The organism is Kribbella sp. NPDC051587, from assembly GCF_044453945.1.
In the GTDB taxonomy this organism is placed as follows: Bacteria; Actinomycetota; Actinomycetes; order Propionibacteriales; family Kribbellaceae; genus Kribbella.
Genome location: NZ_JBITDE010000017.1, coordinates 148,920 through 174,982, shown reverse-complemented (window position 1 = coordinate 174,982; position 26,063 = coordinate 148,920). Strand labels below are relative to the sequence as shown.

The 26,063-nt window shown below is 68.1% G+C and carries 29 protein-coding genes; 18 read left to right on the top strand and 11 right to left on the bottom strand.

Going from position 1 to position 26,063, the window contains the following annotated elements; translation table 11 throughout:
• Positions 1-54 precede the first annotated feature (54 nt).
• From ACIA49_RS38460 to ACIA49_RS38450, 3 genes are all read left to right on the top strand, one after another.
• Entirely contained in the window at positions 55-1,434 is a 1,380-nt protein-coding gene (locus ACIA49_RS38460; RefSeq protein WP_396383217.1) for a trypsin-like peptidase domain-containing protein, read from the top strand.
• 70 nt (positions 1,435-1,504) lie between these two features.
• Positions 1,505-2,011, top strand: a complete 507-nt coding sequence (locus ACIA49_RS38455) for a DinB family protein (protein ID WP_396383216.1) — start codon at positions 1,505-1,507, stop codon at positions 2,009-2,011.
• 11 nt (positions 2,012-2,022) lie between these two features.
• Positions 2,023-2,715, top strand: coding sequence for a pirin family protein (locus ACIA49_RS38450; protein ID WP_396383226.1), 693 nt, complete (start codon positions 2,023-2,025; stop codon positions 2,713-2,715).
• Between the two features lie 268 nt (positions 2,716-2,983).
• On the opposite strand, the gene ACIA49_RS38445 is transcribed toward ACIA49_RS38450, so the two are convergent.
• Entirely contained in the window at positions 2,984-3,313 is a 330-nt protein-coding gene (locus ACIA49_RS38445) for an L-rhamnose mutarotase (RefSeq protein ID WP_396383215.1), read from the bottom strand.
• Positions 3,314-3,419: 106 nt separating this feature from the next.
• On the opposite strand from ACIA49_RS38445, the gene ACIA49_RS38440 reads away from it, so the two are divergent.
• The 8 genes from ACIA49_RS38440 to ACIA49_RS38405 all read left to right on the top strand — a co-directional run bounded on the left by ACIA49_RS38440 (position 3,420) and on the right by ACIA49_RS38405 (position 10,867).
• Positions 3,420-5,330 (top strand): penicillin-binding transpeptidase domain-containing protein, encoded by a 1,911-nt coding sequence (locus tag ACIA49_RS38440; protein WP_396383214.1) that lies wholly within the window; start codon positions 3,420-3,422, stop codon positions 5,328-5,330.
• Positions 5,331-5,393: 63 nt separating this feature from the next.
• Complete coding sequence (locus ACIA49_RS38435; RefSeq protein ID WP_391543923.1) at positions 5,394-5,693, top strand: zf-TFIIB domain-containing protein; 300 nt, start codon at positions 5,394-5,396, stop codon at positions 5,691-5,693.
• A gap of 105 nt (positions 5,694-5,798) precedes the next feature.
• Positions 5,799-6,164 (top strand): hypothetical protein, encoded by a 366-nt coding sequence (locus ACIA49_RS38430; protein WP_396383213.1) that lies wholly within the window; start codon positions 5,799-5,801, stop codon positions 6,162-6,164.
• A 188-nt stretch (positions 6,165-6,352) separates the two neighbouring features.
• Positions 6,353-7,345: an ATP-binding cassette domain-containing protein gene (locus ACIA49_RS38425; protein ID WP_396383212.1), complete on the top strand. Its 993-nt coding sequence runs from the start codon at positions 6,353-6,355 to the stop codon at positions 7,343-7,345.
• Complete coding sequence (locus ACIA49_RS38420) at positions 7,342-8,145, top strand: ABC transporter permease (protein ID WP_396383211.1); 804 nt, start codon at positions 7,342-7,344, stop codon at positions 8,143-8,145. The genes ACIA49_RS38425 and ACIA49_RS38420 overlap by 4 nt, the downstream gene beginning before the upstream one ends.
• Complete coding sequence (locus ACIA49_RS38415) at positions 8,142-8,927, top strand: ABC transporter permease (protein WP_396383210.1); 786 nt, start codon at positions 8,142-8,144, stop codon at positions 8,925-8,927. Before ACIA49_RS38420 ends, ACIA49_RS38415 begins: the two co-directional genes overlap by 4 nt.
• A gap of 25 nt (positions 8,928-8,952) precedes the next feature.
• Positions 8,953-10,044, top strand: a complete 1,092-nt coding sequence (locus ACIA49_RS38410) for a DNA polymerase IV (RefSeq protein ID WP_396383209.1) — start codon at positions 8,953-8,955, stop codon at positions 10,042-10,044.
• Between the two features lie 19 nt (positions 10,045-10,063).
• A complete protein-coding gene (locus ACIA49_RS38405) occupies positions 10,064-10,867 on the top strand; it encodes an alpha/beta hydrolase family protein (RefSeq protein ID WP_396383208.1) in 804 nt (267 codons plus the stop codon).
• Here the strand turns inward: ACIA49_RS38405 and ACIA49_RS38400 are convergent.
• Both ACIA49_RS38400 and ACIA49_RS38395 read right to left on the bottom strand, forming a co-directional pair.
• Entirely contained in the window at positions 10,856-11,467 is a 612-nt protein-coding gene (locus ACIA49_RS38400; RefSeq protein WP_396383207.1) for a GAF and ANTAR domain-containing protein, read from the bottom strand. The two genes, ACIA49_RS38405 and ACIA49_RS38400, sit on opposite strands and share 12 nt — an antisense overlap.
• Before the next feature lie 73 nt (positions 11,468-11,540).
• Complete coding sequence (locus tag ACIA49_RS38395; RefSeq protein ID WP_396383206.1) at positions 11,541-12,227, bottom strand: GAF and ANTAR domain-containing protein; 687 nt, start codon at positions 12,225-12,227, stop codon at positions 11,541-11,543.
• A gap of 207 nt (positions 12,228-12,434) precedes the next feature.
• Between ACIA49_RS38395 and ACIA49_RS38390 the strand changes: the two genes are divergently transcribed.
• From ACIA49_RS38390 to ACIA49_RS38380, 3 genes are read left to right on the top strand one after another with little or no spacing between them, the layout of a single operon-like run.
• Positions 12,435-12,839 (top strand): STAS domain-containing protein, encoded by a 405-nt coding sequence (locus tag ACIA49_RS38390; protein WP_396383205.1) that lies wholly within the window; start codon positions 12,435-12,437, stop codon positions 12,837-12,839.
• Positions 12,836-14,107: a PP2C family protein-serine/threonine phosphatase gene (locus ACIA49_RS38385; RefSeq protein WP_396383204.1), complete on the top strand. Its 1,272-nt coding sequence runs from the start codon at positions 12,836-12,838 to the stop codon at positions 14,105-14,107. The genes ACIA49_RS38390 and ACIA49_RS38385 overlap by 4 nt, the downstream gene beginning before the upstream one ends.
• Complete coding sequence (locus ACIA49_RS38380) at positions 14,104-15,093, top strand: B12-binding domain-containing protein (RefSeq protein WP_396383203.1); 990 nt, start codon at positions 14,104-14,106, stop codon at positions 15,091-15,093. The genes ACIA49_RS38385 and ACIA49_RS38380 overlap by 4 nt, the downstream gene beginning before the upstream one ends.
• Here ACIA49_RS38380 and ACIA49_RS38375 read toward each other — a convergent pair.
• The 6 genes from ACIA49_RS38375 to ACIA49_RS38350 are packed head-to-tail and all read right to left on the bottom strand — an operon-like array spanning position 15,090 to position 21,707.
• Positions 15,090-15,929, bottom strand: a complete 840-nt coding sequence (locus ACIA49_RS38375) for an amidohydrolase family protein (protein WP_396383202.1) — start codon at positions 15,927-15,929, stop codon at positions 15,090-15,092. The two genes, ACIA49_RS38380 and ACIA49_RS38375, sit on opposite strands and share 4 nt — an antisense overlap.
• A gap of 22 nt (positions 15,930-15,951) precedes the next feature.
• Positions 15,952-17,469 carry a sugar ABC transporter ATP-binding protein gene (locus ACIA49_RS38370; protein ID WP_396383201.1) on the bottom strand — a complete coding sequence of 506 codons (1,518 nt, stop codon included), beginning with the start codon at positions 17,467-17,469 and terminating at the stop codon, positions 15,952-15,954.
• Entirely contained in the window at positions 17,466-18,461 is a 996-nt protein-coding gene (locus ACIA49_RS38365) for an ABC transporter permease (protein WP_396383200.1), read from the bottom strand. The genes ACIA49_RS38370 and ACIA49_RS38365 overlap by 4 nt, the downstream gene beginning before the upstream one ends.
• On the bottom strand, positions 18,458-19,537 hold the full coding sequence (locus ACIA49_RS38360) for an ABC transporter permease (RefSeq protein WP_396383199.1): 1,080 nt from the start codon (positions 19,535-19,537) through the stop codon (positions 18,458-18,460). Before ACIA49_RS38360 ends, ACIA49_RS38365 begins: the two co-directional genes overlap by 4 nt.
• On the bottom strand, positions 19,534-20,622 hold the full coding sequence (locus tag ACIA49_RS38355) for a mandelate racemase/muconate lactonizing enzyme family protein (RefSeq protein WP_396383198.1): 1,089 nt from the start codon (positions 20,620-20,622) through the stop codon (positions 19,534-19,536). The genes ACIA49_RS38360 and ACIA49_RS38355 overlap by 4 nt, the downstream gene beginning before the upstream one ends.
• The gene (locus ACIA49_RS38350) at positions 20,619-21,707 is read right to left on the bottom strand and encodes a sugar ABC transporter substrate-binding protein (RefSeq protein ID WP_396383197.1); all 1,089 of its coding nucleotides are present in this window, start codon (positions 21,705-21,707) and stop codon (positions 20,619-20,621) included. Before ACIA49_RS38350 ends, ACIA49_RS38355 begins: the two co-directional genes overlap by 4 nt.
• A gap of 122 nt (positions 21,708-21,829) precedes the next feature.
• Between ACIA49_RS38350 and ACIA49_RS38345 the strand changes: the two genes are divergently transcribed.
• The 4 genes from ACIA49_RS38345 to ACIA49_RS38330 are packed head-to-tail and all read left to right on the top strand — an operon-like array spanning position 21,830 to position 24,438.
• The gene (locus ACIA49_RS38345) at positions 21,830-22,525 is read left to right on the top strand and encodes a GntR family transcriptional regulator (protein WP_396383196.1); all 696 of its coding nucleotides are present in this window, start codon (positions 21,830-21,832) and stop codon (positions 22,523-22,525) included.
• 29 nt (positions 22,526-22,554) lie between these two features.
• Positions 22,555-23,403: a fumarylacetoacetate hydrolase family protein gene (locus tag ACIA49_RS38340; protein WP_396383195.1), complete on the top strand. Its 849-nt coding sequence runs from the start codon at positions 22,555-22,557 to the stop codon at positions 23,401-23,403.
• Between the two features lie 34 nt (positions 23,404-23,437).
• Positions 23,438-24,064 (top strand): class I SAM-dependent methyltransferase, encoded by a 627-nt coding sequence (locus ACIA49_RS38335; RefSeq protein ID WP_396383194.1) that lies wholly within the window; start codon positions 23,438-23,440, stop codon positions 24,062-24,064.
• Positions 24,061-24,438, top strand: a complete 378-nt coding sequence (locus tag ACIA49_RS38330) for a VOC family protein (protein WP_396383193.1) — start codon at positions 24,061-24,063, stop codon at positions 24,436-24,438. The genes ACIA49_RS38335 and ACIA49_RS38330 overlap by 4 nt, the downstream gene beginning before the upstream one ends.
• A 197-nt stretch (positions 24,439-24,635) precedes the next feature.
• Here ACIA49_RS38330 and ACIA49_RS38325 read toward each other — a convergent pair whose 3' ends face one another.
• Both ACIA49_RS38325 and ACIA49_RS38320 read right to left on the bottom strand, forming a co-directional pair.
• Positions 24,636-25,004, bottom strand: a complete 369-nt coding sequence (locus ACIA49_RS38325) for a hypothetical protein (protein WP_396383192.1) — start codon at positions 25,002-25,004, stop codon at positions 24,636-24,638.
• Positions 25,001-26,062, bottom strand: a complete 1,062-nt coding sequence (locus ACIA49_RS38320; protein ID WP_396383191.1) for an alpha/beta hydrolase — start codon at positions 26,060-26,062, stop codon at positions 25,001-25,003. The genes ACIA49_RS38325 and ACIA49_RS38320 overlap by 4 nt, the downstream gene beginning before the upstream one ends.
• Position 26,063: the final 1 nt, after the last annotated feature.

Genomic DNA, 26,063 nt, shown 5'->3' with positions numbered 1-26,063 from the left:
AGCTCTGACGGGATCTTCAGGGCGTTCTCAGGTCCGGCGGCCAAAGTACTCGTCATGACCGATAACCAGCCGCCCGAGCCGCAGAGTGGGCAAGCCCCCTTCGGCTCCAACCCGCCGGAGCGTATGCAGCAGTTGCCGATGTACGGGCAACATCAGCAACAGCATTTCGCGCCGCAGGGTGGACCGCAGCTGGGTCAGCCGGGGCAGCACCCCTCAGGTGGGGGCGCTTACCCGCAGTTCGCAGCGCCGGGGACGCATCAGGGGGCGTCCCCCGGCCCGAACTGGCCCTTCGGTCCGCAGCAGCAGCCGGTGGCTCCCACACCGGGCAAGCCGAAGCGGATGGGCCTGGCGATCGTGGCCGCGACCGCGCTACTGGTCGGGGCGGCCGGTGGCGTGGGCGCCGCTGCGGTGTATTCGGCCACGAACGACACGAACAGTGCGAGCCCGTCGGTGACCGCACCGCTGAACGGCAACCAGGCCGCACCGGCCTCGGCGCCGGACGGCTCGGTGCAGAACGCGGCGGCCAAGGTGATGGGCAGCGTGGTGAAGATCGCGGTCTCCACCCAGCAGGGTGCGGCGACCGGTTCGGGCATCGTGATCAGCAAGGACGGCCTGATCGTCACCAACAACCACGTGGTCGGCGGCGCCGGGCAGGGCGCCAAGATCACCGTGATCCTGAACGACGGCAAGACGGTCGCGGCGACGGTCAAGGGGCTCGACCCGCTGACCGACCTGGCCGTGATCCACGCCGATGCGACCGACCTGACCCCGGCCACCCTCGGTGCCAGCGGCAAACTCGCCGTCGGCCAGGGCGTGGTCGCGATCGGGTCGCCGTTCGGCCTGCAGTCCACCGTGACGAGTGGGATCGTCTCGGCCCTCGACCGCCCGGTCACCTCGGGCGACGAGGAGCAGGACAGTACGACGGTCTTCCCAGCCATCCAGACGGACGCCGCGATCAATCCGGGGAACTCCGGCGGCGCCCTGATCGACCTCGCCGGCCAGGTGGTCGGAATCAACAGCGCGATCAAGACCGCGGGCGGATCGGGACAATCCGCCGGCGGGAACATCGGCCTGGGCTTCGCAATCCCGATCGACCAGGCCAAGCCGATCATCGACGAGCTGGTGGCCAAGGGCAAGGCCACGCATGCGCGGCTCGGAGTAACGGTCGGCGACGCGCAGTCAACCGACGGGCTCACCAGTGGAGCGCGCCTCGGCGAGGCCACGCCGGGCGGTGCGGCGAACAAAGCAGGTCTGCAAGCGGGCGATGTGGTGACCGCTGTGGACGGCAAGGCGATTGCGTCAGGGGACGCGTTGGTCGCCGCAGTTCGCTCGCACCGCCCCGGCGACGAGGTCAAGGTGACCTTCACCCGGGCCGGCAAATCTCAGGACGTCACCGCCACCCTCGGCTCCGACGACGGCAAGCCGACCGGCTGACCCACCCCCACGTCAGGACTCCGGCCGCCCACCGAGCGGCCGGAGTCCGTTTTTGTGGTTGGGTTCCGGGGTGAACCTTTACGAGGCACGGCCGCCGCTCGTGGCCGACGAGCGGACCCAGTTGATCGGCTGGCTGGATCTGCAGCGGAGGCTGGTACGGCGCAAGCTCGAGGGGCTGCGGGTGGAGGACGAGCACCGTGCGGTGTTCCCGGACTCGCCGCTGATGACCCCTGCCGGGCTGGTGGCGCACATGCGCTGGGTCGAGCATCTGTGGTTCGAGGTTGTCTTCCTGAAGGCGCCTGAGGAAACGAACCCGATGTATCGCAAGGACGTCGAGAGCGCCGAGATGCGGGTGGACGGCGTACCGCTGGCTAGGTTGCTCGACGAGTTCGACGCTCAGTGGGCGCGGTCGAACGAGATCGTCGCCGCGCACAGCCTGGACGACGTGACGGCCGACCCGGAGTACGGGCCGAGCCTGCGCTGGATCGTCCTCCACATGCTTGAGGAGACCGCCCGCCACGTCGGCCACCTCGACACCATGCGCGAACTGCTCGACGGACAGAAGGGGTATTACTAGTACCTGTGGAGATGCGGCGGGCGGGTGAGCGGTTCGTGACGTCGGAGGACTGGCTGGAGTCGCGGCACTCGTTCTCGTTCGGCCCGTACTACGACCCGGCCAACGTCGGCTTCGGTTTCCTGGTCGCCCACAACGACGATGTGGTTGCCCCCGGCACCGGCTTCGACACGCATCCGCATCAGGACCTCGAGATCGTCACCTGGGTGCTCCAAGGTGCCCTCGCCCACCGCGACTCCCTCGGCCGCAGCGGAGTGGTCCACCCCGGCCTGGTCCAACGCATGACCGCCGGCTCGGGCATCCAACACTCCGAGTGGAACGACGGCCCCGAGCCCGCCCACTACGTGCAGATGTGGGTCCGCCCCGACCAGTTCGACCTGACCCCGTCGTACGCGCAGTCCGAAGTAGACCTCAGCACAGGTGAGCTCATCCCAGTCGTCTCAGGGTTGCCGAAGCACGCGGACACCACGGCGATCCGCCTCCACCAGCAGTCCGCCGGCTTGTCAGTAGCTCGCCTCGCACCGTCCCAGTCCGCAGTCCTACCGGACGCGCCGTACCTGCACGTCTTCGTCGCTGACGGATCAACAGACCTGGAAGGCCTAGGCACCCTCAGTACGGCGGACGCCGCGCGCCTCACCAACTCCGGTGAACGCCAACTCACCGCGGGTCCCCATGGAGCCGAACTCCTGATCTGGGAAATGCACTAGCCAGCGCCATCCCCACGACCTGTCTCCCCGAACCACCCGCACCCGCACCCGCAAGCTGAGGTGAGGTGAGGTGAGGGCAATTTCCGGGGATCTCCCCTCGATTTGCCCCTTCTCCCCTCGAATTTCGGCCAGAGAAGGGACCATTTGAAGGGAGATCCCCTCAAATGGCGAAAGGGGGGCGGGACGCCGGACACACCGCGGCGGAGGCGCCAAGGGCTGTCGCCGCCGGAAGCGCCAAATGGGCTGTCGCCACCGGAGGCGGTGTTCTTTACTCGGTTTGGTCGCTCATGGTCCAGACGTGGCGGAGGGACTGGCCGGCTACGCCTTCAGGGTTCTGGGCGAAGCCTTCGACGAACTGGGCCATGTGTTGCTGCCAGCGCTGGTCGGTGGGGTCCTGGCGGAGCTGGGCGACGGCGGCTTCGTAGTCGTCGCACTCCACCAGGTGGAACAGGTCGCGGCCGCTGCGCCAGATCGACCAGTCGGCGATGCCGGCGGCGCGCATCACGGTGACGAGTTCGGGCCAGACGCGGGCGTGCTCGAGCTCGTAGGCCTCCTCGGTACCGGGAAGCAGTCGGCTGTGCAGGGCTAGGCGGGTCACAATCGTGCAGAATACGACAACTCCGCGGCCGGAACCTGCGTCGTACTTGGGTGGGTTGAGTAGTTTCGCCCTCGTGTTTGCCAATCGTCGTGCGAGAGTTGGAACCGTGAAGCGAACCACTGCTGTCGTCTGCCTGAGTAGTCTGCTGATCACCGCTGGTTGTTCCGACAGCAAGTCGGGCGGCGGGGGGAAGGCCGATCCGAACGACGAGAAGCAGGCCTCCGCACAGGTCGTCAAGCAGTTCGCGGACGCCTGGGTGAAGGCCTGGGCGCCGGACGGCAAGCCGACCGATGCGGCTGCGCTGACCGACAACCCGACCGTGTTCGGCAAGCGGCTGGACGACGTCGACACGGCGATCGTGGCCAGCACGGTGACCGTCGTACCGACCGGTGATGTGAAGTGCACCGACGACGCGACCTGCACCCAGGACCTCGCGGTCGAGGCGCAGCTGCGCGGGATCGGCGCGATGAAATGGACCAGTACGGCGACCGCGGTGAAGGTCGGCGACGCCTGGAAGGTCAAGGCGGCCGGCGACACGATCTACCCGGGTCTCGGCGACGGCACGAACTATCTCAAGCGGGTCCGCACGCTCCCGGCGCGCGCCTCGATCCTGGACCGGCACGGCGCGGCGCTGACCGCGAACCGGCCGGTAGTCATCGTGGGTGTCGCCTCCGGCAACGTCGCCACGCCGGCGACGTACGCGGCCTTCACCAAGAACCTCGACGTGGACGGCGCGAAGTTGTCCAAGCGCGCGAAGGCGGCCCCGGCCGGCCAGTTCGTCGACGCGATCACGATCCGCGCGGAGCAGTGGGAGAAGCTGCGGCCGACGATGGGCAAGCTCCCCGGCGTCCTGACCATGGGCGGCACGCAGTCGCTGGCGGCCAACCCGACGTTCGCGCGCTCGCTCCTCGGCTCGATGAAGCTGGCGAACGAGGACACGCTGAAGAACGCGGGTCCGACCGCGTCGGCGCAGGACCAGGTCGGCGTGAACGGCCTGCAGTACGCCTTCCAGCAGCAGCTCGCCGGCACGCCGGGTGGCATCGTCAGCCTGCGCGACGGCAAGACCAAGCTGACGATCAAGGAGGTCTTCACCCAGAAGGGTGTCGCCGGGAAGCCGGTGAAGACCACGATCGACACCAAGATGCAGGGCGCCGCCGAAGCCGCGCTGGCGAGCCAGAAGCTGCACGCTTCGCTGGTCGCCGTGCAGGCGTCGACCGGCGAGATCCTCGCCGCGGCCAACGGCCCGGACATCACCAGCTACAACCGCGCCTTCCAGGGTCGCTACGCCCCCGGCTCGACGTTCAAGACCGTCACCTCGGCCGCTCTGCTCAGCAACGGCCTCACCACGAACAGCTCGCTGCCGTGCACCGACACGATCAACGTGTTCGGCAAGACGTTCAAGAACTACGACGCCCTCGCGGCGTACGGCGCCGGCACCATGCAGAAGGCGTTCAACCAGTCCTGCAACACCGCGTTCATCTCGCAGCACGCACGGCTGCAGAAGGACGGCATGACCAAGGCCGCGGCGATGTTCGGCATCGGCCGCGACCTGCAGCTGTCCATCCCGGCGTACGGCGGCAAGGTTCCGGAGCCGAAGGACGACGTGGAGGAGGCTGCCTCGATGATCGGTCAGGGCACCGTCACCGCCAGCCCGCTCGCGATCGCCCTGGTCGGCGCCACCGTCGCCCACGGCACCGCGATGAAGCCTGTCCTGGTCCCTGGCAAGGACGCAGCCGGTACGGCGGCCTCCCCGCTGCCCGCGAACACGGTCGCCGCCCTCCGGACCTTCATGCGCACCACCGTCACCAGCGGCACCGCGCACGCCCTCGCCCAGAGCGGCACCGTCGGCGCCAAGACCGGTACGGCGGAGGTCGTCACCAACGGCAAGGTCGGCACCAACGGCTGGATGGTCGGCTACCGCGGTGACGTGGCCTTCGCGGTCATCGTCGAGGGCGGCGAGTCCGGCGGCAAGGCGGCCGGCCCGATCGTGAAGAACTTCCTGGCCCGCTTCAAGTAGTAAGTTGCTGAGAGTTCGCTGAAAGCGCGGCATCCCGGGGTTTTCGTCACTTAGGGTTGCTCGATGGAGACCCTGACTTGCCCGAAGTGCCGCGGCGCGATGCGGACGTACGAACGTAGTGGGATCACCGTCGACCAGTGCGGCGAGTGCCGTGGGATCTTCCTCGACCGGGGTGAGCTGGAGCGGCTGGTCGACGCCGAGGCGCGGTTCAACGCGCCGCCGCAGGAGAAGCGGTACGAGGAGAAGAAGCGGTACGACGACGACCGCAAGTACGAGGACCAGCGCCGCTACGACGACCGCGGCTACTCCGGTCAGCACCACAAGAAGAAGCAGAAGTCCTTCCTGGAGAACCTGTTCGACTGAGCTCGAAGGGTTCGACCGAGCTCGAATGGTTTTTCTCTCCGCAGTCGCTGAAATACGTTCAGTGACAGGTCCCATCGGGGGGCCTCACCTGTGAGGAGGAACTTCATGCGGAAGCTTGCGAAGACCGCTGCTGGGATGGCCGTCGCGTTGGTCGGGGCCGGTGTGTTGATGATGCCGGCCGCCAATGCCACAACGACCGGCGTACTGGCGAACTGCCCCAGCGGCGCTGTCTGTCTGCAAGAACCGAACGGCACCATCCTGAGCAAGAACATCTGGTACAGCTACGGCGCGCACAACCTGTCCAACGTGATCGGTTACAAGACACCGATCAACAACCAGACCGGCGGTGCGGGCATGCAGTTCTGCTACGACCGCGATGGCGGACGATGCAGCGTGATCATGCGTGGGACCGGCCCGTCCTCCGCGCCTTACGACTTCACTCCGATCAACTCGATCGTCCTGGTGCGATAGTTCGTCGGGCGAATACTGAGTGGACGTCGCTCTCTGCTTCGTACTAGCGTCGGAGCGGTGACTACCCCGTTTCGAGATAGCTGCGCGCACGGTTGATTCTCCCGCCATCCTTCGGGATCGCGGTGCCGTGACGGGCCCTGGGTTGCTGCCCGGTCCTGTCCAGCTCTCTCGAAGGCGGTGCCCCACCTGTGACGCACACCTCTGCCATTTCTGCGCGTGATCTGACCAAGACGTACACGTTCCACCAGCAGCGCGCCGGTCTCGGCGGTGCTCTGAAGAGCCTGGTACGACGCCAGTACGAGACCCGGCTGGCCGTCGATCGCATCAGCTTCACCATCGAGCCTGGTGAGATCGTCGGCCTGCTGGGTCCGAACGGCGCCGGCAAGACGACCACACTGAAGATGCTCTCCGGCCTGCTGTACAAGACATCCGGCGAGCTCGAGGTCCTCGGACATACGCCGTCGGATCGCAAGCACGACTACCTGCGCCGGATCGCGCTCGTGATGGGCCAGAAGACGATGCTCTGGTGGGACGTGCCGGCGATGGAGAGTCTCCTTCTGCACAAGGAGATGTACGGCCTGTCCACCAAGGAGTTCGAGCGCAATGTCGCCGAGCTCGCGGAACTGCTCGACGTACAGGATCTGCTCAACGTCCAGGTTCGCAAGACCTCGCTCGGTGAGCGGATGAAGCTCGAACTGATGGCCGCCCTCGTCCACGGCCCGGAGATCCTGTTCCTGGACGAGCCGACGATCGGCCTCGACGTGGTCGCGAAGGCGCGGGTCCGGAGCTTCCTGGCCGACGTCAACAAGCTCCGCGGTACGACGATCCTGATCACCAGCCACGACATGGACGACATCGAGGCGCTCTGTTCCCGGGTGATGATCATCGACCACGGCCGGCTGCAGTTCGACGGCGCGCTCGATGATCTCGTCCGGACCGCACAACCACGCAAGCTGGTGCGGGCGACGTACGCGACACCGGTCGAGCTCGGTGCCCTGACCGGGGTCGGTGCGGTCGAGGTCACCGGCCTGACGGTCCGGCTCGAGGCGGATCGCGAACGCACGAGCGAGGTGTTGGAGCAGCTCACCAGGCTCGGCCCGCTCGTCGACCTGGATGTCGCGGACGCGGAGATCGAAGACATCCTGCGCGACCTCTTCGAGCATCGCGGGGAGGCCTCATGATCCGCAACCTGAGGATCCTGCGCCGGATGGTCGCGGCCGAGGTCGCGCAGCAGTCGATCTACCGCGGCTCGTGGGTGATCTTCATGCTGGCCAACATCTGTACGCCGCTCATCTCGCTGCTGATCTGGCGGACGGCGCTCGCGAACGGTGCCCAACTGCCCGTGGATCAACGGTACGTAACAACGTATTTCGTCCTGCTCGGGATCGCGACGATGGCGACCTCGTCCTGGATGGCCGGGTTCCTCGCGAACGACATCCGGCTCGGCAAGCTGTCCAGCTGGATGGTCCGGCCGGCGTCGCTGCTGCTCGGGTTCGTCGCGAACAACCTGTCGGAGAAGTTCCTCAAGTTGTTCGCGCTGGTCCCGATGCTCGGCCTGGTCTGGTGGATCTTCCGCGACTCGATGAACGTCCCGTCGGGCGTCGGCCGCTGGGCGTTGTTCGTGCTCGCCCTGGTCTTCGGCGCGATCCTGGTCTTCACGATCGACATCCTGATCGCGGCCTTCGCCCTCTGGATGGACGATGTGAGTGCACTCGTCCAGGCGCGGGTCATCATCGGCTCGGTGCTCTCCGGCTCCGTCGTACCGCTGGCGCTGATGCCGGAGTGGTCGCGCGGTTTCGTCGACTACCAGCCCTACCGCTATACGGTGTCGTTCCCGGTCGAGATCGTCGCCGGCAACCTGTCCGGCGTCGAACTGCTGACAGGCCTCACGATCCAGCTCGGGTACGTCGTCGGCGCAGCCCTCCTCGCCCGCGCCGTCTGGGCCGCCGGGATCCGCGCGTACTCGGCGGTGGGCGCATGAGGCACCTGCGATTGTGGCGACGGTTCTTCGCACAGGCCGTCGTACGGGAGACGCACTATCGCGCGCACTTCCTGACCACCTTGCTGGTCGGACTCGTCCAGCTGGGGCTCGGGATCGTGCCGACCCTCCTGCTGTTCGGATTTACCCAGGAGGTGCACGGGTGGACTCGGGCGGAGGTGATCGCGCTCGTCGGGGTCTACCAGGTCGTCACCGGATTGATCGCGACGTTCATCGCGCCCAACCTCAACCGGATGACGTCGTACCTGACCGAAGGTGAGCTGGACGCCGTCCTGCTGCGGCCGGTGTCGAGCCAGTTCTCTCTGACCTTCCGCTGGATCAACGTCGCCGAGCTCAGCAATGTTGCCAGCGGCATCATTGTGCTGGTCTTCGGACTCGTCCAGTCGGGACTGACGCCGAACCTCGGCGAGGTGCTGCAGGCCGTCGTACTGGCCGCCTGTGGACTGGTACTGCTCACGGCGGTGTGGTCGGCGATGTCGTACCTGGCGTTCTGGCTGCAGTCGGTCGGGGCGATCGGCGTGGTCTACCTCAGCACGGTCGAGGCCGGGCGGTACCCGCTGACGTTCTTCCCGGTGGCGGTGCGGACCTTCCTGACGTTCGCGTTCCCGGTGGCGTTCGCGACGACGTACCCGGTGCAAGCCCTGTCGGGCGACCTCGGCTGGGGTTCTGTGGCGCTCGGCATCGGTCTGTCGGCGGTTGCAGTGTTGCTGATCCGGTTGCTGTGGCAGCGTGGGCTCCGGACGTACGCGAGTGCGTCGAGCTGAGACTGCTTGCGGAGAGGAGGTCGCGATGAGCTGGTGGATCCTGCATGTGGACATGGACCAGTTCATCGCGGCCGTCGAGATCCGGCGCCGGCCCGAGCTGCGCGGGCTGCCGGTCGTGGTGGGTGGTTCGGGCGATCCCACGAAACCACGCCAGGTGGTGGCGACCGCGTCGTACGAGGCTCGTGAGTTCGGCGTCCACTCGGGGATGCCGATTCGGGCGGCGTACAAGAAGTGCCCGGACGCGGTCTTCCTGCCGTCGGATCCGGCCGCGTACGACGCTGCCTCGGCCGAGGTGATGGACACGCTGCGCGCGTTTCCGGTCGTGGTCGAGGTGTGGGGCTGGGACGAGTGCTTCGTCGGCGCCGAGACCCCCGACCCTCCCGAAGAGCTGGCCAACGCCCTGCGAGCCGCGGTGCTGGAGCGCACGGGGCTGACGTGTTCGGTCGGGATCGGGGACAACAAGACGCGAGCGAAGCTGGCGACGAACTTCGCCAAGCAGCCGCGGTCCCACGCCACGTCGTTCGAGGGCGCCGGCGCCGACGTCCCCGGTGTCTACCGGCTGACGGCCGCGAACTGGGGCGAGGTGATGGACCACCGGCCGGTCCGTGAGCTCTGGGGAATCGGCAGCCGGATGGAGCGCAATCTGCAGGAGCTCGGGCTGACGACGGTGGCGGAGCTCGCGGCCGCGGATGTCGATGAGCTGAAGAAGCGGTTCGGTCCGAAGATGGGTGCCTGGTACGCCGCCCTCGGGCGCGGACTCGGCGACACCGAGGTGACCGACGTACCGCGGGAACCGGTGTCGCGGAGCCGCGAGGAGACGTTCGAACACGACCTGGCCACGCCGGACGAGGTCGCGGCGGAGCTGCGCCGGATCGCGGTGGAGGTGACGCGGGATGTGGTCGCGGAGGGTCGCAGCATCCAGCGCGTCTGGGTGAAGGTCCGGTTCACCTCAATCTTCACGCCGATCAAGAGCCGCAAGCTGAAGGCGATCACCCAGGATCCCGAGGTGATCGCGTCGACCGCGCTTGAACTGCTGGAGAAGTTCGAGCTCCGCCGCCCGGTCCGGCTGCTCGGCGTACGCGTCGAGTTCGCCGTCGACCCATCCTCGGACGCCTAGGCCCCGAAGAACTGTGGTGATGAACCGACGGGTACTCCTCGCCGCCGCTGCCTCCCTGCCGCTGGCTGGCTGCTCCGCCAAGCCCGCCGCCGCCTCCGGTGCCTTGCAGCTCTCGTACGGCGATGACGAGTCCCAAGTCGCCGAACTCCACCTGCCACCCGGTACGGCGAAAGTCCCGGCGGCCGTGGTCATCCACGGCGGCTTCTGGCAGAGCGCGTACGGGATGAGCCTCGCCACGCCCTTGGCCGCAGACCTCGCCGAGCACGGCATCGCCGGCTACGCGATCGAGTACCGGCGAGTCGGCAACGGCGGCGGCTGGCCCACCACCTTCGAAGACATCGCCGCCGCGATCGACGCCCTCGCCGACCAGCCCCGCATCGACCTCACCAAGGTCATCGCCATCGGCCACTCCGCCGGCGGCCAACTCGCCCTCTGGGCCGCCGCCCGATCCGGCCGGGTCCACCTTTGCGGCGCCGTCTCGCAGGCCGGCGTACTGGACCTGGCCGCCGCTTACCGCCAGCAGGTCGGGGGCAGCGCCGTACAGGATTTTCTCGGTGGCACGCCCGAGGCGCACCCAGACCGGTACGCCGATGCGTCCCCTATCCAGCGTCTTCCGCTCAAAGTCCCGGTCGCTCTCATCCACGGCAACCGAGACGCGGTCGTCCCGCTGCCCCAGAGCACCGGTTACCTCGACGCGGCCAAGCGCGCCGGCGACGACGTCACCCTCACCACGGTCCCCGGCGCGGGTCACTTCGAGGTCATCGACCCCGCGCACGCGGCCTGGACGGCGACTCGCAGTGAGGCGGACCGCCTACTCCGCTGAGACCTCGCGCAGGCGCTGCGCGATCTCTTTCAGGCGGACCCCGTCCTCGATCGCGATCTTCGACATCACGTCGTACGCCGCGCCGCGGTCGAGGCTGTAGCGCTCCATCAGCATGCCGATCCCCGACCCGACGGTGGCGTGGGTATCCATCGAGCGCCGCAGGCGTTCCTGGTACCACAGCCCCTCGAGCGCGATCCCGGCGTACGTGCAGAAGTGCGAGATCCGTCGGAGGTCGACCGGTTCGGTCAGCCAGAGCGACAGCAGGCCGCTCGGACGACCGGATCCCGGGGTGATGGGAGCGTGCACGACCGCCTCGTCCTCGTGCTGGATCGATCGCGTCGTCAGCGCCGTCCACCACGCGCCGGTGCCGGTCGCGACGGCTGCCTCGACCAGGTCGGCGGCCGGTCCGTCAACGCTGCGCACCTGCTGACGAGGACCGAGGACGGCCACTGCCGCGAGATCACAGCCGAAGGTCTCCTGGGCCGCGGTCACGATCGTGGCCACCAGCTCGTCCAGGTCGCGGACGACGTGCAGGCGCAGGGCCAGCTCAGCGAAAGCGGCGGCTTCGTGGTGGCGATCGCGAGAAACTGCAAGGGACACGGGCTGGACTCCGTCGACGCGGTCCGTAGGCAGGCTGACGCCCGATCCCACCCTGCAGGAGATCGACGCCAGCCTACCCGGCCTTGGAGCTTGCGTCGGCAACGATTCCGGCGGCGACGTCGCGCAGCTTGATGTTCCCGTGCTGCGAGGTGCGGACCAGAAAGGCGAACGCACGGTCGTGATCGAGCTGGTACCGCTCCATCACGATGCCGATCGCCTGGCCGATCTCGGCCCGGGACCGCAGCGCGGTGGTCAGTGTCTCGTTCTGCCGGCTCCAGCCCAGCGCGGCGGCGGCCAGGTTCGCGAACAGGAACCCGAGCTGTACGTCGTCCTCGGTGATCACGCCGACACCGTCCGCGAACAGGTTCACGGCCCCCCGGATGTGCGGCTCGGCCCGGAACTGGAACGCCAGCTGAGAGCCGATCCCGAGCTCGGCCGCGCGCGGGCCGAAGCGCGGCCAGCGGTCGTCCACGCGCAGGTCGTCGGCGCGGACGATCGGATCCTCGATCACCGCGTCCAGGCAGGGTCCCTCGCCCAGGGAATACTGCAGCGCGTCGACCTCGAGGGCCTTGTCGTCGCTCGGCGCGAGGGTCCGGATCGTCCGGTCCGCCGCCGTGATCGAGATACTCGCGTGGTCGACGGCCGGCATCGTCCGGACCGCGGCCGTGGTGATCTCGTCGAGGGTCTCCTCGATCGTCATCGGCATCTGCAGCGCGACCGCGACCCGTTCCATCACCGCGACAAGTTCACGACTGTCCATCATTTCCCCCCTGGGAACCGGATCCAACACGCGGATCATAGAGCCCCGGCTGCCCGGGTGGTTGATCCAGCGGCCCCCGATCATTAGGTTTGTTCCGCTGACCGGTTCTGCAAGCAGCCGGGAATCGACCTGTGTCCTCCGGGCGCACCGATCGAGTCCACCTGACTCCTGCCGTCCGACGGTCCGGTGGCGAGGAGACCTGCCGTCATGACCTTCGATGACGACGACCTGACCATCCGGACCACCGCCGCGGACGACCATCTGCTGGTCTCGGTGATCGGCGACCTCGACCTGGAGAGCGCGCCGGCGATGACGGCCGCGCTCAAGCAGGTCCTCGGCGACCGTCCCGTCGTGGTCGACCTGAGCGGCGTCGAGTTCATGGACTCCAGCGGTCTCGGCGTACTGGTCGGTGCGCACAAGGACGCGACCGCGCTGCTGCTGGCCGAGCCGGGGCCACGGCTGCAGAAGATCTTCAAGATCACCAAGCTGCACAAGGTGTTCGCCCTGTATCCGACGGTCGACGAGGCCATCGCGAGTCTGCGCGCGCCGGCCACGGAGACGGAGGCGCCGGTCGAATCCGTCGTACCGGGCTTCGAGGAGCTGAGCCCGTGAACGGCCCGGAGCTCGCGATCGAGCCGGGTCTGCTGGACGAAGCGAGCCTGGTAGATGGGATCGGTCTGACGATGGCGGGATCGCTCAACGTCCGCCGGTCGGTGCTTCAGCTGCTCGACAGCCTGCGCCCCGGATTCGCCGACTGGGCAGCCGTCGCGCTGATCAATCCGCGCACCGGCGGCATCCAGCTGTACGGCGGTGACGACCTCACGTCGATCGTGAAGGTCTCCCGACGGGCGCTGGCCGGACAGGCGCTCGAGCGGGTACTGGCGACCGGCCGTTCCGAGCTGCTCCATGTGGCGCTCGAAGGCCTTGGTGACGGACTCCTCGGTCTGATCCCCCACCGCGCGCTCCGCGACCAGGCAGCCGCCCTGCGTCCGGCCGACGTCCTCGGGACCGGTCTGACGGCGCGTGGATCGACCATGGGTGCATTGATCACCGTGCGTGGCCAAGGGCGGGGGTTCACGCCCGAGGATGTCGCGGCTGCCGAGCAGATCGCGGTCCGCGCGTCGATGGCACTGGACTCGGCACGCCTGTACGAGCAGCGCAGCCAGATCGCCAGCGCGTTGCAGCAGAGCCTGCTGCCGCCGGAGCTGCCGACCATCCCCGGTCTGGACCTGGGCGCGCGCTACCGGCCCGCGTTCGATCAGCTCGACATCGGCGGCGACTTCTACGACATCTTCCCGCGCGGCGACGACTGGCTGGTGGCACTCGGTGACGTCGCGGGCAAAGGCGTCGAGGCGGCGGTGCTGACCGGCCGCGCCCGGCAAAGCCTGCGGACCGCGGCCCACTTCGAGTCCGATCCCGCGGCCCTGCTGTCCGCGCTGAACACGGTCTTCCACAACGACATCTCGAACCGCTTCGTCACCATGATCTGTCTGCGGGTCCGGCCGCTCGACGACGGCTCGCTCGAGGTCACGGCGGCCGCGGCCGGGCATGCGCCGCCGCTGCTGATCCGCGCCTCGGGCGGAATCGCCGAGGTGCGCGCGGAGGGCGCCGTACTGGGTGTCGTTCCGGTCGCCGAGTACTCCGCGACGACGGTTCGGCTGGACCCCGGCGACCAACTCGTGCTCTTCACCGACGGAGTCGACGAGGCTCGCGGTGAGAGCGGGTTCTACGGCCATGAGCGGCTCGCAAGCCTCCTCGGCCCGTACGCCGGTGCTCCGGCCGACGTGATCTGTGCTGCGATCGAACAGGACGTTCTCGAACATCTGGGCGGCCGGGCCCACGACGACATCGCCGTACTGGCGCTGGGATGTGCACGATGACGCTGACTGACCTGACCCCGGCGTTGACCCGGTTCGAGAACGCGGTGGCGGAGGTCGACATCACGACGGCGCTCGCTGTCGTCGAGGAGGCGCTGGCCGCCGGAGCGGACCCGGTCACTCTGCTGACCGAGGTGGTCGTGGCGGCTCAGCGAGCCGTCGGCGACCGCTGGCAGCGCGGTGAATGGTCGGTCGCTCGCGAGCACGCGGCGACCGCGGTCGCCACCGCGGCCACCGAAGCCGTCACTCGTCAGGTACGGCGGTTGCCGGTCACTCGTGGTCGGGTCGTCGTCGCCTGCGCCGAACGTGAATGGCACGCCCTGCCCGCGATGATCATCGACTGTGCGCTGCGCTCCGACGGCTGGGACACCACCCTGCTCGGCGCCTCCACCCCGGCGCTACGGCTCAGTCAGTACCTGCAGGACCTGGGCCCGGACGCCCTGGCCGTCAGCTGCTCGATGCTCGGCTCACTCCCCACCGCCCGCCGCTTCATCGAAGCCGCCACCGCCGCCGGCATCCCCGTCCTCGTCGGCGGCCCCGCCTTCGGCGCCGACGACCTCCGCGCCCAGAGCCTCGGCGCCACCGCCTGGGCCCCGGACGCAGCCGGCGCCATCCAAGCCCTGCGCACCATCCCACCAGTCGTCGCACCCGCCGTACCGCTCCCAGACGGCCCGGTCACGGAACAGGCGGCGCTCGACCTCGCCCACACCGAGCTCCTGACCACCATCACGTCCGACTGGCCCGGCGACGCGTTCGCGGATGTCGACCTGGCTCGCGACTGCGTCGATCTGCTCCTGCACGCCATCTGGGCCGCCCTCCTGACCGCCGACCCAAGGGCGATCTCCGAGACCGTCTGGTGGATCTCAGAGCTCCTCAACAGCCGAGGCGCACCACCCCACCTCCCCAACGCCCTGCACACAACCATGACCCGCGCCCTCCGCGACTACCCCCTGGCCGGCGCACTCCTCACCACCGCCTGGCCCAGCTAGAGGTTGTAGGTGGTGGTGGCTGTGGTGGTGAAGACGGCCTCGCGTTCGGTGGGGGTCAAGTGGTCGGTGAGGGTTTCGGCTGCGGCTACGACATCGGCGTACGACGCGGCGAGGAGGCAGACGGGCCAGTCGGAGCCGAACATGACGCGGTCGGGGGTGAAGGCGTCGAGGACCACGTCGGCGTAGGGCTTGAGGTCGGCGGGGGTCCAGGTGGACCAGTCGGCCTCGGTGACCATGCCGGAGAGTTTGCAGGTCACGTTGGGGAGGGCCGCCAGGGCGCGGAGGTCGGCGGCCCAGGGGTCGAGAGGACCGCCGACGACCGGCTTGGAGATGTGGTCGACGACGAAGGAGAGCTGCGGCAGGGCTTGGGCGACCTTGATCGCCGCCGGTAGGTGCGGGGCTTTGGTGAGGAGGTCGTAGACGAGGCCGGCGTCGGCGACAGCGGCCAGACCGCGTTGGACGTCGGGGCGCAGTAACCACTCGAGATCCGGCTCGTCGTGCACCTGGTGCCGGATTCCCTTCAGCCACTGGCCGTCCGGGCGGGCTTGGAGCTCAGCCAGTACGTCGGCGACGTCGGGCGCGGTCAGGTCGACCCACCCCACGACGCCAGCCACCAAGTCGTTGCTGGCGGCAACTTCTAGGAACTCGCCGGTCTCGGCCAGAACGCTGGCGGTCTGCACCAGGACGGTGGCGGTGATGTCGGCAGCGGCGGCGAGAGGGGCGAGATCCTCGACACTGAAGTTGCGGCGAATCGGGGCGAAGTCGGGCCCGACCATCCAGGACTGGTCCCGGACAGTCAGGTCCCACACGTGGTGGTGGGCGTCGACTCTGCTCATACCGCTCCGATCTCTGGCTCGCTCATGCCGCGGTGGTGCCTTCCGCGTGGATGAGACGGATGACTTGCTGGCTCATGTGGTCGTAGTCGTGGTCGTTGGGAAGTTCGCCGCGGATGCGGTGGTCGCGCATGACGACGACGCGGTCGGCGAGGGTGATCATCTCGGGGAGGTCCGAGGTGATCAGCAGGATGGCGAGGCCGTTGGCGGCGAGGTCCCAGATGAGCGTGTGGAAGGCGTCCTTGGTGCGGACGTCGATGCCGACCGTGGGCTCGTCGATGATCAGGATCTCGGTCTGCGCGGCCAGCCATTTGGCCAGCGACACCTTTTGCTGGTTGCCACCCGACAGGGTGCCGGCGAGCTGGGACGGGGACGCGATCCGGATCCCGAGTTGTTCGACGTACGACGTGACGATCTCGGTCTCGGCCTTGGCGGGGACGTAGCCGAGGAGTTTCCGGAGACGGTCCCAGATCGTGACGGCGATGTTCCGCGCGACCGACTGCTCGAGGAAGACGCCTTCTTCCTTGCGGTTCTCGGTGACGTAACCGATCTTGTGGTTGCGCAGGGCATCGCGGACCGTGCGGATCTTCACCGCCTTGCCGCGCACCAGCACCTCGCCGGCGGTGATCCGATCCAGTCCGAGCAGCGCCTTGGCCAGCTCACTCCGCCCGGCGCCGACCAGACCGTACAACCCGACGATCTCACCCGGTCGCACGGTCAGATCCACCTCGGCGTGACCGGTCGCCGTACCGACGCCGCGCAGCTCCAGGATCGGAGCGGCCGCGGTGTCGACGGTCCGGTCGGGCAGGTTGAGTGCCTCGTGCACCCGGCCGACCATCAGGTCGACGACCTGGTCACGGGTGAGCTCGGACAGTGCACCGCCGGACAGCACCGAGGCGCCATCGCGAAGCACGGTGACGGTGTCGCAGATCTGGAAAACCTCCTCCAGCTTGTGGCTGACGAACAGCACCGCACGCCCGTCGTCCTTCAGCTTCTCCACCACCCGGAAGAGCAGGGCCGCTTCGTTGGGAGTGATCGACGCGGTCGGCTCGTCGAGCAGCAGCACGCGACTCTCCACCGACAGCGCCTTGGCGATCTCGACCAGCTGCGCCTGCGCGACCGACAGCTCGGTGACCGGTTGATCCGGGTCGATGTCGAGCTCGAGCTCGGCCAACCACCGCGATGCCTCGGACCGGATCGCGGCCCGGTCGACCAGGCCGCGCGACGTCGGCAACTTCTGGAGCAGGATGTTCTCCCCGACCGTGAAGCCGGGGATCAGGTTGCGCTCCTGGTGGACGACGCCGATCCCGGCCGAGGCCGACTCGTGCGGCGACCCGAACGACACCTCGCGACCGTCAAGCAGCAGCCGACCCCCATCGGGACGGTAGAGCCCGGTGATCACCTTGATCAGCGTCGACTTGCCGGCCCCGTTCTCACCGAGCAAGGCATGAACGGAACCCGCCTCCAGTGAAAGCGTCACGCCGTCGAGCGCACGAACGCCGGGGAAGACCTTCACGATCTCCGCGGCCTGGAACAGCGTCATGACACACCTCCGGCAACCACCGCGTCGGGTGATTTCACCACTGACCTCCGGTCCTGCCGACGAGTCCTGACCTGTCCGAGCACGACCGAGCCGAGGACGACGGCACCGACCACGAAGTTCACCCAGGAGGGTTCGAGCGAGAACTCGGCCCGCGCGGTGTCCACGAACCGCACGATGAACGCCGCCAGCACAGTCCCCAGTACGACGGCCGATCCGCCGGTGAGCAATGCGCCACCGATGATCGGCGCAGCGAACGAGGGCAGCAGCCAGTCGCCGCCGATGCTCTTGTTCACCCCCGGCGACGAAGCAACGGTGAGAATCGCGGCGATGCCGAGGATCGCCCCGGACAACGCGTGCGCGACGATCACCGAGCGGTCGTTGGAGATCCCGGACAGCCGGGCGGCGATCGGGTTCCCACCGGAGGCGAGCAACTGCCGGCCCGGCACCGTCCGCTTCAGCATCACTGCGAGCAGCCCGGCCACGATCAACGCCACGATGAAGATCCACGGCACGATCCCGAACAGCGCCGCCGCCCCGAAGGTCTTCAGTCCTTGCGGATAGGCGTCGACCGTCCGCGTCCCGACCAGCCGGTACTGCACGCCGAGCAGGATCGTCATCGTCGCCAGCGTGACGATGAACCCGTTGATCCGGGTCAGCACCACGAGCACGCCGTTCAGCAGACCGACGATCCCGGCGAGCAGGAACCCGATCAGCAGCGCCAGCGGGACCGGCACCCCGTGATCGGCCATCAGCACGCCCATCGCCGCCGCCGCGAATCCACCGATCGCGCCGACGGCCAGGTTGAGTTGACCCACTGCGAGCACCACCATTTGAGCCAATCCGATCAGGATCGGCACGGCAAGGAACTGAAGGAGCACTCTTAAGGAATTCGCTGCGAGCAGGTCACCGCCGGAGGCGATCACCAGGCCCACGAAGAACACGATGCCGATGACGAGCAACGTCATCTCGGTCGAGCGAGCGAAGCGTTTCATTGTCGGCGCACCTCCTGCCGCTCGGACAGGACTGTTCGGACGCGGTCGGTCGACAGCGCCAGCAACAGGATCAGACCGAGGTAGATGTTCAAGCTCTCCAGCCCGACACCGAGCAGGTCGAGACCCTTGCGGATGACGGAGGTGAGCGCCGTACCGATCAGCGTGCCCCAGATCGAGACGAAACCACCGGCCAGCAAGGTGCCGCCGAGGATCGGCCCGAGGAACGACGGGAGCATGAACTCCTCGCCGATCGTGGCCTTGATCGAGCCGGTCGAGACGGCCAGCATGAATCCGGCCAGCGCGGCCAGGCAACCGGACATGGCGTGCGCGGTGATCACCCGGCGCGCAGTGGGGATGCCGGACAGCTCCGCAGCCTTCACGGAAGAACCGGTCATCAGCAGCTCACGGCCGAGCCGAGTGCGTGAGTAGATCCAGCCCACGACCACCATGGCGATCACGGCGAAGAGGGCCAGCTGCGGTACGGCGGGCGACCCGCACACGTTGCCGACACACACATCGGCCAGCGAGTAGTTCCGCAGCTCCCGCATGCCCGGCGGCTTGACCACGAACGCCGCGTTGTCCGTCAGCGAGGTGTAGACGAGCGGAATCATGCCCAGCAGGAGGAAGTCCAGCGCCAGCGTCACCACGAACGAGTTGACCCCGGTCCGCGCGATCACCCAGCCGGCCAACGCACCGATCGCCGTACCTGCCACCAGCCCCACCAGGAGACCGGAGTACAGGGTGAAGTGCCACAGGTCGTAGGAGATCCCGGTGATCATCATCGAGAACGCCGCCATCCGGCCGACGGCGAGGTTCATGTGGCCGATCGACAGCACACACAGCTGCGCCAGCCCGACCACGGTGAACATCGCGATGTCACGCAGCAGCGGGAAGACCACCAGCTGCTGATTGAAGAACGCCGGCCGCAGCACACCGAACAGAGCACCCAGCAGTACGACGAGGATCAGCAACCCGATGCGCTGGTTGGCCCACCATGGTGTGCCGCGCGGCGGCTTCTCGACCGGTGCGTCCTCCTGCAACGCCTGGGTCGCGGTCTCCGACACCGGGGCACTCATGAGACGCGCCGATCGTCGATCGCGTCAGAGTCCCAGTCGATCCCCAGCCCCGGCACATCCGGTGCGACGGCGTGACCGTCCACCACGGACATCTCAGAACGGGTGATGGCTCGCAGCTGCGGGATGTGCTCGACGTACCGGCCGTTCGGTACGGCGGCGGTCAGGCTGACGTGGATCTCCATCAGGAAGTGCGGACACACCTCCAGGTTGAACGCCTCGGCCAGGTGCGCGACCTTCAGCCACGGCGTGATGCCACCGACCCGCGCCACGTCCACCTGGACGATTCCGGCTCCACCAGCGGCGACGTACTCCCGGAACTGCGAGATCGAGTACAGCGACTCCCCCACGGCAATGGGAATCGACGTCGCCGAAGCCAGCCGCACGTGGCCGGTCACATCGTCCGCCGGCAACGGCTCCTCGAACCACGACAGGTCCACCGACTCGAACGCAGCCGCTCGACGCTTGGCCTCGGCGTACGTCATCGACTGGTTCGCATCGACCATGATGTCCAAAGCGGGCCCGACAGCATCCCGTACGGCGCGCAGTCGCTCCAGGTCCTCGTGGACGCGCGGCTTGCCCACCTTGAGCTTCACACCCGGCCAGCCAGCCTTCTGCGACGCCAGAGCGCCCGCAACGAGCTCATCCGTGGTCAGGTGCAGCCAGCCACCCTCGGTGTCGTACAAGGGCACCTGCTGACGGTAGCCACCAGCCAACCGCCACAACGGCTCAGCAGCCCGCAGACACCGCAGATCCCACAGCGCGGTGTCGACAGCAGCCAACGCCAGCGAGGTGATCGCACCGACCGTGGTTGCGTGCGTCGACCAGAACAGGTCCGACCACAACGCCTCGACGTTGCGTGCGTCCTTCCCGATCAGCCGTGGCAGCAGATGGTCCCGCAACAACGCCAGTACGGCGGTTCCGCCCGTACCGATCGTGTACGAGTACCCCAGCCCACTCAGCCCGTCCGACGTCTCCAGCGAGACGAACACGGTCTCCTGCTTGAGGAACGACTGCACTGCATCGGTCCGGACCGTCTCGACCTCAAGATCGACCAGGTATGCCGACGCCTTCGTGATTGCGCTCACTGGCAGCTCAACTGCTTCTCGAACTCGGTCTGCAGCGCCTTGGTCTTCGCCTTGCGCTCGTCGTCGTACGTATCCACGTTGGTCTTCGTCACCACGAACGAGCCGGAGTCCACGATCACACCGGGCGTCTTCATCGTGCACTGCTTGGACTGCAGCAGCGCGAGCAGCCAGCCGCCGACGTACGCCTGGCCGACCGGGTTCTGCGTGACGGTCGCGGCGACCCCGCCGGACTTGATCCCGGACAGGATCTTCGCGTCGTCGTCGATCGCGACGACCTTGATCGGAAGCTTGCTGGAGGCAACCCCGTCGGCCGCGGCCACGGCCGGGTTGTACGCCGTGGTGACGATGCCCTTGATGTCCTTGCCCTTGGAGGCGAGCAGGTCGGCGACCGCCTTCTGCGCGGTGGACAGGTCCTTGTCGATGTCGGTGATCACCGGCAGCTCGGTGACCTTGCCTCCTGTCTCGGCGACCGCCTTCTTCACCCCGGCGATCCGGCGCTGGGTGTTCGAGTCGACGTTGTTGCCGGTCAGGTGCACGATCGTGCCCTGGCCGCCGATCGCCTCGATGGTTGCCTTGGCCGCCTTGTACGCCGCCGCCTCGACATCCGTGGACAGGCAGAAGTCGGCCTCGTTGGTGTCACCCGCCGGGCAGGAGGCCAGCGAACCGACCGCGAACCCCTTCGCCTTCAGGTCCTCGAAGGTCGAGTTGATGTCGGTCGGCGACACGCCGAAGATGCCGAACGCGTTGTACCCCTGCGCGGCCAGCGAGTTGATCACGTTGTTCTGCTTGCCCTGGTCCCACTCGCCGGTCTCGTTGAACGTGACGCCACCGAGTTTGAAGTCGGTCTTGTCGGTGTCGGCGGTGGTCTTCCACGGCTGGAAATAGGGGTGCGCGCCGCCCGGGATCAGCGCTAGCTTGACCTGGGAGCCGTCCTTCAGGGTCACCGGGCCGGAACTGGCTCCGCTGGACGCGTCGTCCTTCGGTGCTCCGCCGGAGGTCGGGTCGGCGGGCTTGGTCGTACAGCCGGTCGCGACCAGCGCGAAGGTCGCGAGGCAGAGAGCGGTTCGACGGAGAGCGACGGTCATGAGCGGACTCCAGATCCTATAGGATATTGCCAACCTGATGCTGCCGCCTCACACTGAAGGCGTCAAGACTCGCCCCGGTAACGATGCGAGTCGGGCAGACTATGGGTCGGGAGGAATGCACTGTGACTGATGCGCATGTTGGTCTGGCCGGGCAGTTGTCCCGGCTGCCGCAGCGACAGGTGCTGAGCGACGACGTCTACGAGACCGTCAAAGGCCTGATCATGGACAGCGTGGTCGAGCCGGGCACCCGGCTGAACATCGACGCCCTGACCCGTGAGCTGGGGATCTCGCAGACCCCGATCCGGGAGTCGCTGGCCCGGCTGGAGGCCGACGGACTGGTGATCAAGGAGCCGCTGCGCGGTTATCGGGTGTCGTCACGGCTGAGCCGGCCCGAGTTCGAGGACCTGTTCGAGTTCCGGCTGCACATCGAGCCGTGGGCGGCCGGTCGGGCGGCGGAGCGGGCCGGCACCGAGGACCTCGTCCGGCTCAAGGACGAGATGCTGAGCTACACCGACGTACCGGACCGGCCGGCGTACGAGAGCTACCGGGCGATGGCTGCGCACGACCAGCGCTTCCACGACCTGGTGCTGGAGCTGGCCGGCAACGAGACCACGCGGCTGTCCTTCGCCCGCACGCACTGCCACCTGCACCTGTTCCGGCTGTACTACGGCGGCGGGATCGCGACGAAGGCGCTGCGGGAGCACAAGACCGTCGTGGCCGCCGTCCGCAAGGGCGACCCCGAGGAGGCGGCCGCGGCGATGCGGGCACACATCGAGGCGTCCCGCGAACGGCTGCGACCGATGTTCGACCAAGAGTGAGTCCGTCCTTCTGAATCAGGAGAACCCCTGTGGAACTGCTGCGCCTCGGCGCGGTCGGCGAGGAGCGCCCGTTCGTGCGCGCCACCGACGGCACCGTCTACGACCTGAGCCCGCTCACCGCCGACATCGACGGCGCGTTCCTGGCGGGTGACGGCATCGCCCGGACCCGCGCCGCGCTCGAGGCCGGTGAGCTGACGGCCGCCGCGACGGACGGCCTGCGGGTCGGCGCCCCGATCGCTCGTCCGGGCGCCGTCGTCTGCATCGGGATGAACTACGCCGCACACGCGGCCGAGTCCGGGTCCGCGCCGCCGAAGCAGCCGATCGTGTTCTTCAAGCACCCGAACACCGTCGTCGGCCCGTACGACGACGTCCTGGTCCCGCGCGGTTCGGTCAAGACCGACTGGGAGGTCGAGCTCGCCGTGATCATCGGCAAGCAGGCCCGGTACGTCGAGACCGACGAGGAGGCCCTGGCCTGTGTCGCCGGGTACGCCGTCTCGAACGACGTCTCCGAGCGCGCCTTCCAGATCGAGGAATCCGGCGGTCAGTGGTCCAAGGGCAAGTGCTGCGAGACCTTCAACCCGCTCGGCCCGGCACTCGTCCCGGCCGACGAGGTCGACCCCACCAACCTTGACCTTAAGTCCTTCGTGAACGGCGAGCCTCGCCAGGACTCGAACACCCGCGACCTGATCTTCTCGGTCGCCGCGCTGATCCGCGACCTCTCGCAGTACATGGTGCTCAGCCCCGGCGACATCGTGAACACCGGTACGCCGGAGGGCGTGGCCCTGTCCGGCCGCTTCCCCTACCTGTCCCCCGGCGACGTGATGGAGCTGGAGATCGAAGGCCTCGGCAAGCAGAAGCAGTCCCTCGGTAAGGCCTAGGGTTTCTGTCGGCGCGGCCCTCTAGGGTCGCGCCATGACAGACGCACTACCGGGCATCCGCACCTCCTACGACACCGTCGCCACCTCGTACGCCGAGCGCGTGGTGGACGGTCCCGATTGGGAGATCGAAGGCTTCGACCTGGTCGCGCGGCTAGCGGCCGGACGGCCGGTCCTCGACGCCGGCTGCGGCCCCGGCCGCACCACCGCCCTCCTCGCCACGAGCACCGCCCACCCCGCGACCGACCTCGCCGGCCCGAACTGCGTGATCGGGCTCGACCTGTCCCCGGGGATGATCGAGGTCGCCCAGCGCGACCACCCTGAGCTCGACTTCCGCGTCGGCTCGATGACCGCGCTCGAGTTTCCCGACGACTCCTTCGGCGGCGTAGTCACCTGGTGGTCGATCATCCATCTGCCGCGCGACGTCGTACCGGTGGCGTTGTCCGAGTTCCACCGCGTGCTGGCGCCGGGCGGTGTGCTGCTGATGGGATTTCATGTCGGCGAGGAGTCCACCCACAAGACCTCGGGGTACGGCGATCTCCCGATGGACCTGTGGGTCCATCGCTGGTTGCCGGAGCAGTTGACAGAGCTTGCGGTTGCGGCCGGCTTCACGCCGTACCTGGAGGCTGAGATTCCAGAAGATCGGCTGGTGTTCACGAAATGACCTCACGCGTGCGAACGGTGACGTTCGATACCCACGACCCCTACGAGCTGGCCGGCTTCTGGGTCCAGGTCCTCCGAGCCTCCCGCCACGAAGACGACCACCCCGGCGACCCCGGCGCCGAAGTCATCACCGAAGGCATGACCCTCCTCTTCGAGCAGAACAACGACGAAAAGGTCGTCAAGAACCGGGTCCACCTCTGCCTGGAACCAGACGGCACCCGCGACGCCGAGGTCGCCTGGCTCCAAACCCTCGGCGCCACCATCGCCCACGACCTCCGCAACCCCGACGGCACCGGCTGGGTCGTCATGCACGACCCCGAAGGCAACGAGTTCTGCGTCCTCCGCAGCGCCACCGAACGAGCCGCCACCACCTGAGCACTCAGAGTGCTGAACTATCTTGCAGTCATCCAACTGAACGGACCGGGCGACGGATGCGGACCTGCGCCACTGTGCAACTCGCTCGTTAGTGGTCCGGGTGGGGCGCGCTGAGCGTGGGCGCACTACTGGGCTACCCAGTTAGACAGTGGCAGCGGTCCGCCGCTGTTGGGCTGTTCTTCACCGGAGCGGCTTGGTTAGGCGACCGGGGTTTCGCCGGTGAGGGTTAGGCGCCAGTCGGTGGTCCAGGCGTGGATGGCTACGTCGAGGTTTTCGCGGGTGGCGGTGGCTCGGTGGTGGCCGTTTTCGGTGGGGGCGATGGTGGCGGTCCAGCCGCGGGCGCGGAAGGCTTCGGCGGCGGCGGTGATGGCGGCGGCGGGGTCGGGGGCGGCGGGGTTGCCGGTCTGCACCGTGATGCGGGCGATGGTGGCGGGGCCGCGGCCGTCGAAGAGGGCGCCGGGGTTGATGGGGCCGGGGTCGTGGGTGACGACGGGCTGCTGATCCGGTACGACGGCGGCCGCGACGGCGAGTAGTTCGTCGCGGAGGGTGTCGCGGGGGGTGGTCATCGCCGGGGTCCTTCCGTGGTCCGTGGTCGGGGGGCGCCGGTCGGGCGCGCGGTCGCGCGGCCGGTGGGGTGGGGAGCGCGATTGACGGAAGGGGGCGCTAGGCCGTCGTAGACCTTGTGGGCCACGCCGGCGGCCTTGTTGAGGACCGTGCCCCAGGCGAGCTTGGTTTCTTGGGAGCGGCTGGTGCCGGTGGTGGTGATCGAGTCGAGGTCGCCGCGGACGACGCGGCCGATGTTGCGGAGGGCCTCGCTGTTCACGCGGTAGTACTCGTTGTGCCAGTGCACCGAGACAGCCTCGTCGGCGTTCGTCGCCATCCGGATCGCGTCCGGGAAGGTGGCCGGGTCGGGGCCGTGCCATTCGGAGTACGACACGTAGTCGCCGGGAGCGCGTTCGACGTACAGGCGGGTGGGCAGTTGGACGAAGTCGGCGGCCTCGTCGACGTACTTGGTGATGCCAGGCGAGCCGGTGAGGACGACCCGGTCGGCGCGACCGCCGTTCAACAGGGCCTGGCCGACGACGTCGGTGCCGTAGGAGTGGCCGACCAGGGTGGTCGTGGCGTTGGTCAGGTCGCGCAGGTCGGTCAGGAAGGTCGCGAGGCGCGGGCCGCCGTCGAGGGCGGCCTCCTTGCTCGCGGCCTCGACGAGGCCCTGCGGTGAGTCGTAGTCGAGCCACGCGATCGTCGCCGTACCCGGGCCGGCCTCAGTCCGGATCAGGTCGGCACGGTCGGACTGCCCGCGGAAGGTCTCCAGGTTGTTGCCCATGCCCGGAACCAGTACGGCGACGTTCTGCGCCTGCTCGAGATCACCGTGTACCTCGACCGCCCGGCCTTGACCGAGCGGGTCGACCGACAGGAACTGACGGGGCCGTTCGACCGCGATGACGTTGCCATCGGCATCGACGTCGGTGCCCTTGACCGGTGTGAGCAGCTCGGTGACGGTCTCGAGCCGCTTGCGGTCGTGGGCGGTCGCCGTACCGGCGTCGACTGCTTGCTGAAGGTGTTGACGGGCGGCGAGCAGGCGCGCGTAGTTCTCGCGATACCGCGAGGCGAGCTCACTCATC

Bases quoted from the DNA above. Each gene is read 5' to 3' on its own strand.
- ACIA49_RS38460 (WP_396383217.1), top strand. From the start codon at position 55: ATGACCGATAACCAGCCGCCCGAGCCGCAGAGTGGGCAAGCCCCCTTC.
- ACIA49_RS38450 (WP_396383226.1), top strand. From the start codon at position 2,023: ATGCGGCGGGCGGGTGAGCGGTTCGTGACGTCGGAGGACTGGCTGGAG.
- ACIA49_RS38435 (WP_391543923.1), top strand. From the start codon at position 5,394: ATGGAGACCCTGACTTGCCCGAAGTGCCGCGGCGCGATGCGGACGTAC.
- ACIA49_RS38430 (WP_396383213.1), top strand. From the start codon at position 5,799: ATGCGGAAGCTTGCGAAGACCGCTGCTGGGATGGCCGTCGCGTTGGTC.
- ACIA49_RS38420 (WP_396383211.1), top strand. From the start codon at position 7,342: ATGATCCGCAACCTGAGGATCCTGCGCCGGATGGTCGCGGCCGAGGTC.
- ACIA49_RS38415 (WP_396383210.1), top strand. From the start codon at position 8,142: ATGAGGCACCTGCGATTGTGGCGACGGTTCTTCGCACAGGCCGTCGTA.
- ACIA49_RS38410 (WP_396383209.1), top strand. From the start codon at position 8,953: ATGAGCTGGTGGATCCTGCATGTGGACATGGACCAGTTCATCGCGGCC.
- ACIA49_RS38405 (WP_396383208.1), top strand. From the start codon at position 10,064: ATGAACCGACGGGTACTCCTCGCCGCCGCTGCCTCCCTGCCGCTGGCT.
- ACIA49_RS38395 (WP_396383206.1), bottom strand. From the start codon at position 12,227: ATGGACAGTCGTGAACTTGTCGCGGTGATGGAACGGGTCGCGGTCGCG.
- ACIA49_RS38390 (WP_396383205.1), top strand. From the start codon at position 12,435: ATGACCTTCGATGACGACGACCTGACCATCCGGACCACCGCCGCGGAC.
- ACIA49_RS38380 (WP_396383203.1), top strand. From the start codon at position 14,104: ATGACGCTGACTGACCTGACCCCGGCGTTGACCCGGTTCGAGAACGCG.
- ACIA49_RS38375 (WP_396383202.1), bottom strand. From the start codon at position 15,929: ATGAGCAGAGTCGACGCCCACCACCACGTGTGGGACCTGACTGTCCGG.
- ACIA49_RS38370 (WP_396383201.1), bottom strand. From the start codon at position 17,469: ATGACGCTGTTCCAGGCCGCGGAGATCGTGAAGGTCTTCCCCGGCGTT.
- ACIA49_RS38365 (WP_396383200.1), bottom strand. From the start codon at position 18,461: ATGAAACGCTTCGCTCGCTCGACCGAGATGACGTTGCTCGTCATCGGC.
- ACIA49_RS38360 (WP_396383199.1), bottom strand. From the start codon at position 19,537: ATGAGTGCCCCGGTGTCGGAGACCGCGACCCAGGCGTTGCAGGAGGAC.
- ACIA49_RS38350 (WP_396383197.1), bottom strand. From the start codon at position 21,707: ATGACCGTCGCTCTCCGTCGAACCGCTCTCTGCCTCGCGACCTTCGCG.
- ACIA49_RS38335 (WP_396383194.1), top strand. From the start codon at position 23,438: ATGACAGACGCACTACCGGGCATCCGCACCTCCTACGACACCGTCGCC.
- ACIA49_RS38330 (WP_396383193.1), top strand. From the start codon at position 24,061: ATGACCTCACGCGTGCGAACGGTGACGTTCGATACCCACGACCCCTAC.
- ACIA49_RS38325 (WP_396383192.1), bottom strand. From the start codon at position 25,004: ATGACCACCCCCCGCGACACCCTCCGCGACGAACTACTCGCCGTCGCG.
- ACIA49_RS38320 (WP_396383191.1), bottom strand. From the start codon at position 26,062: ATGAGTGAGCTCGCCTCGCGGTATCGCGAGAACTACGCGCGCCTGCTC.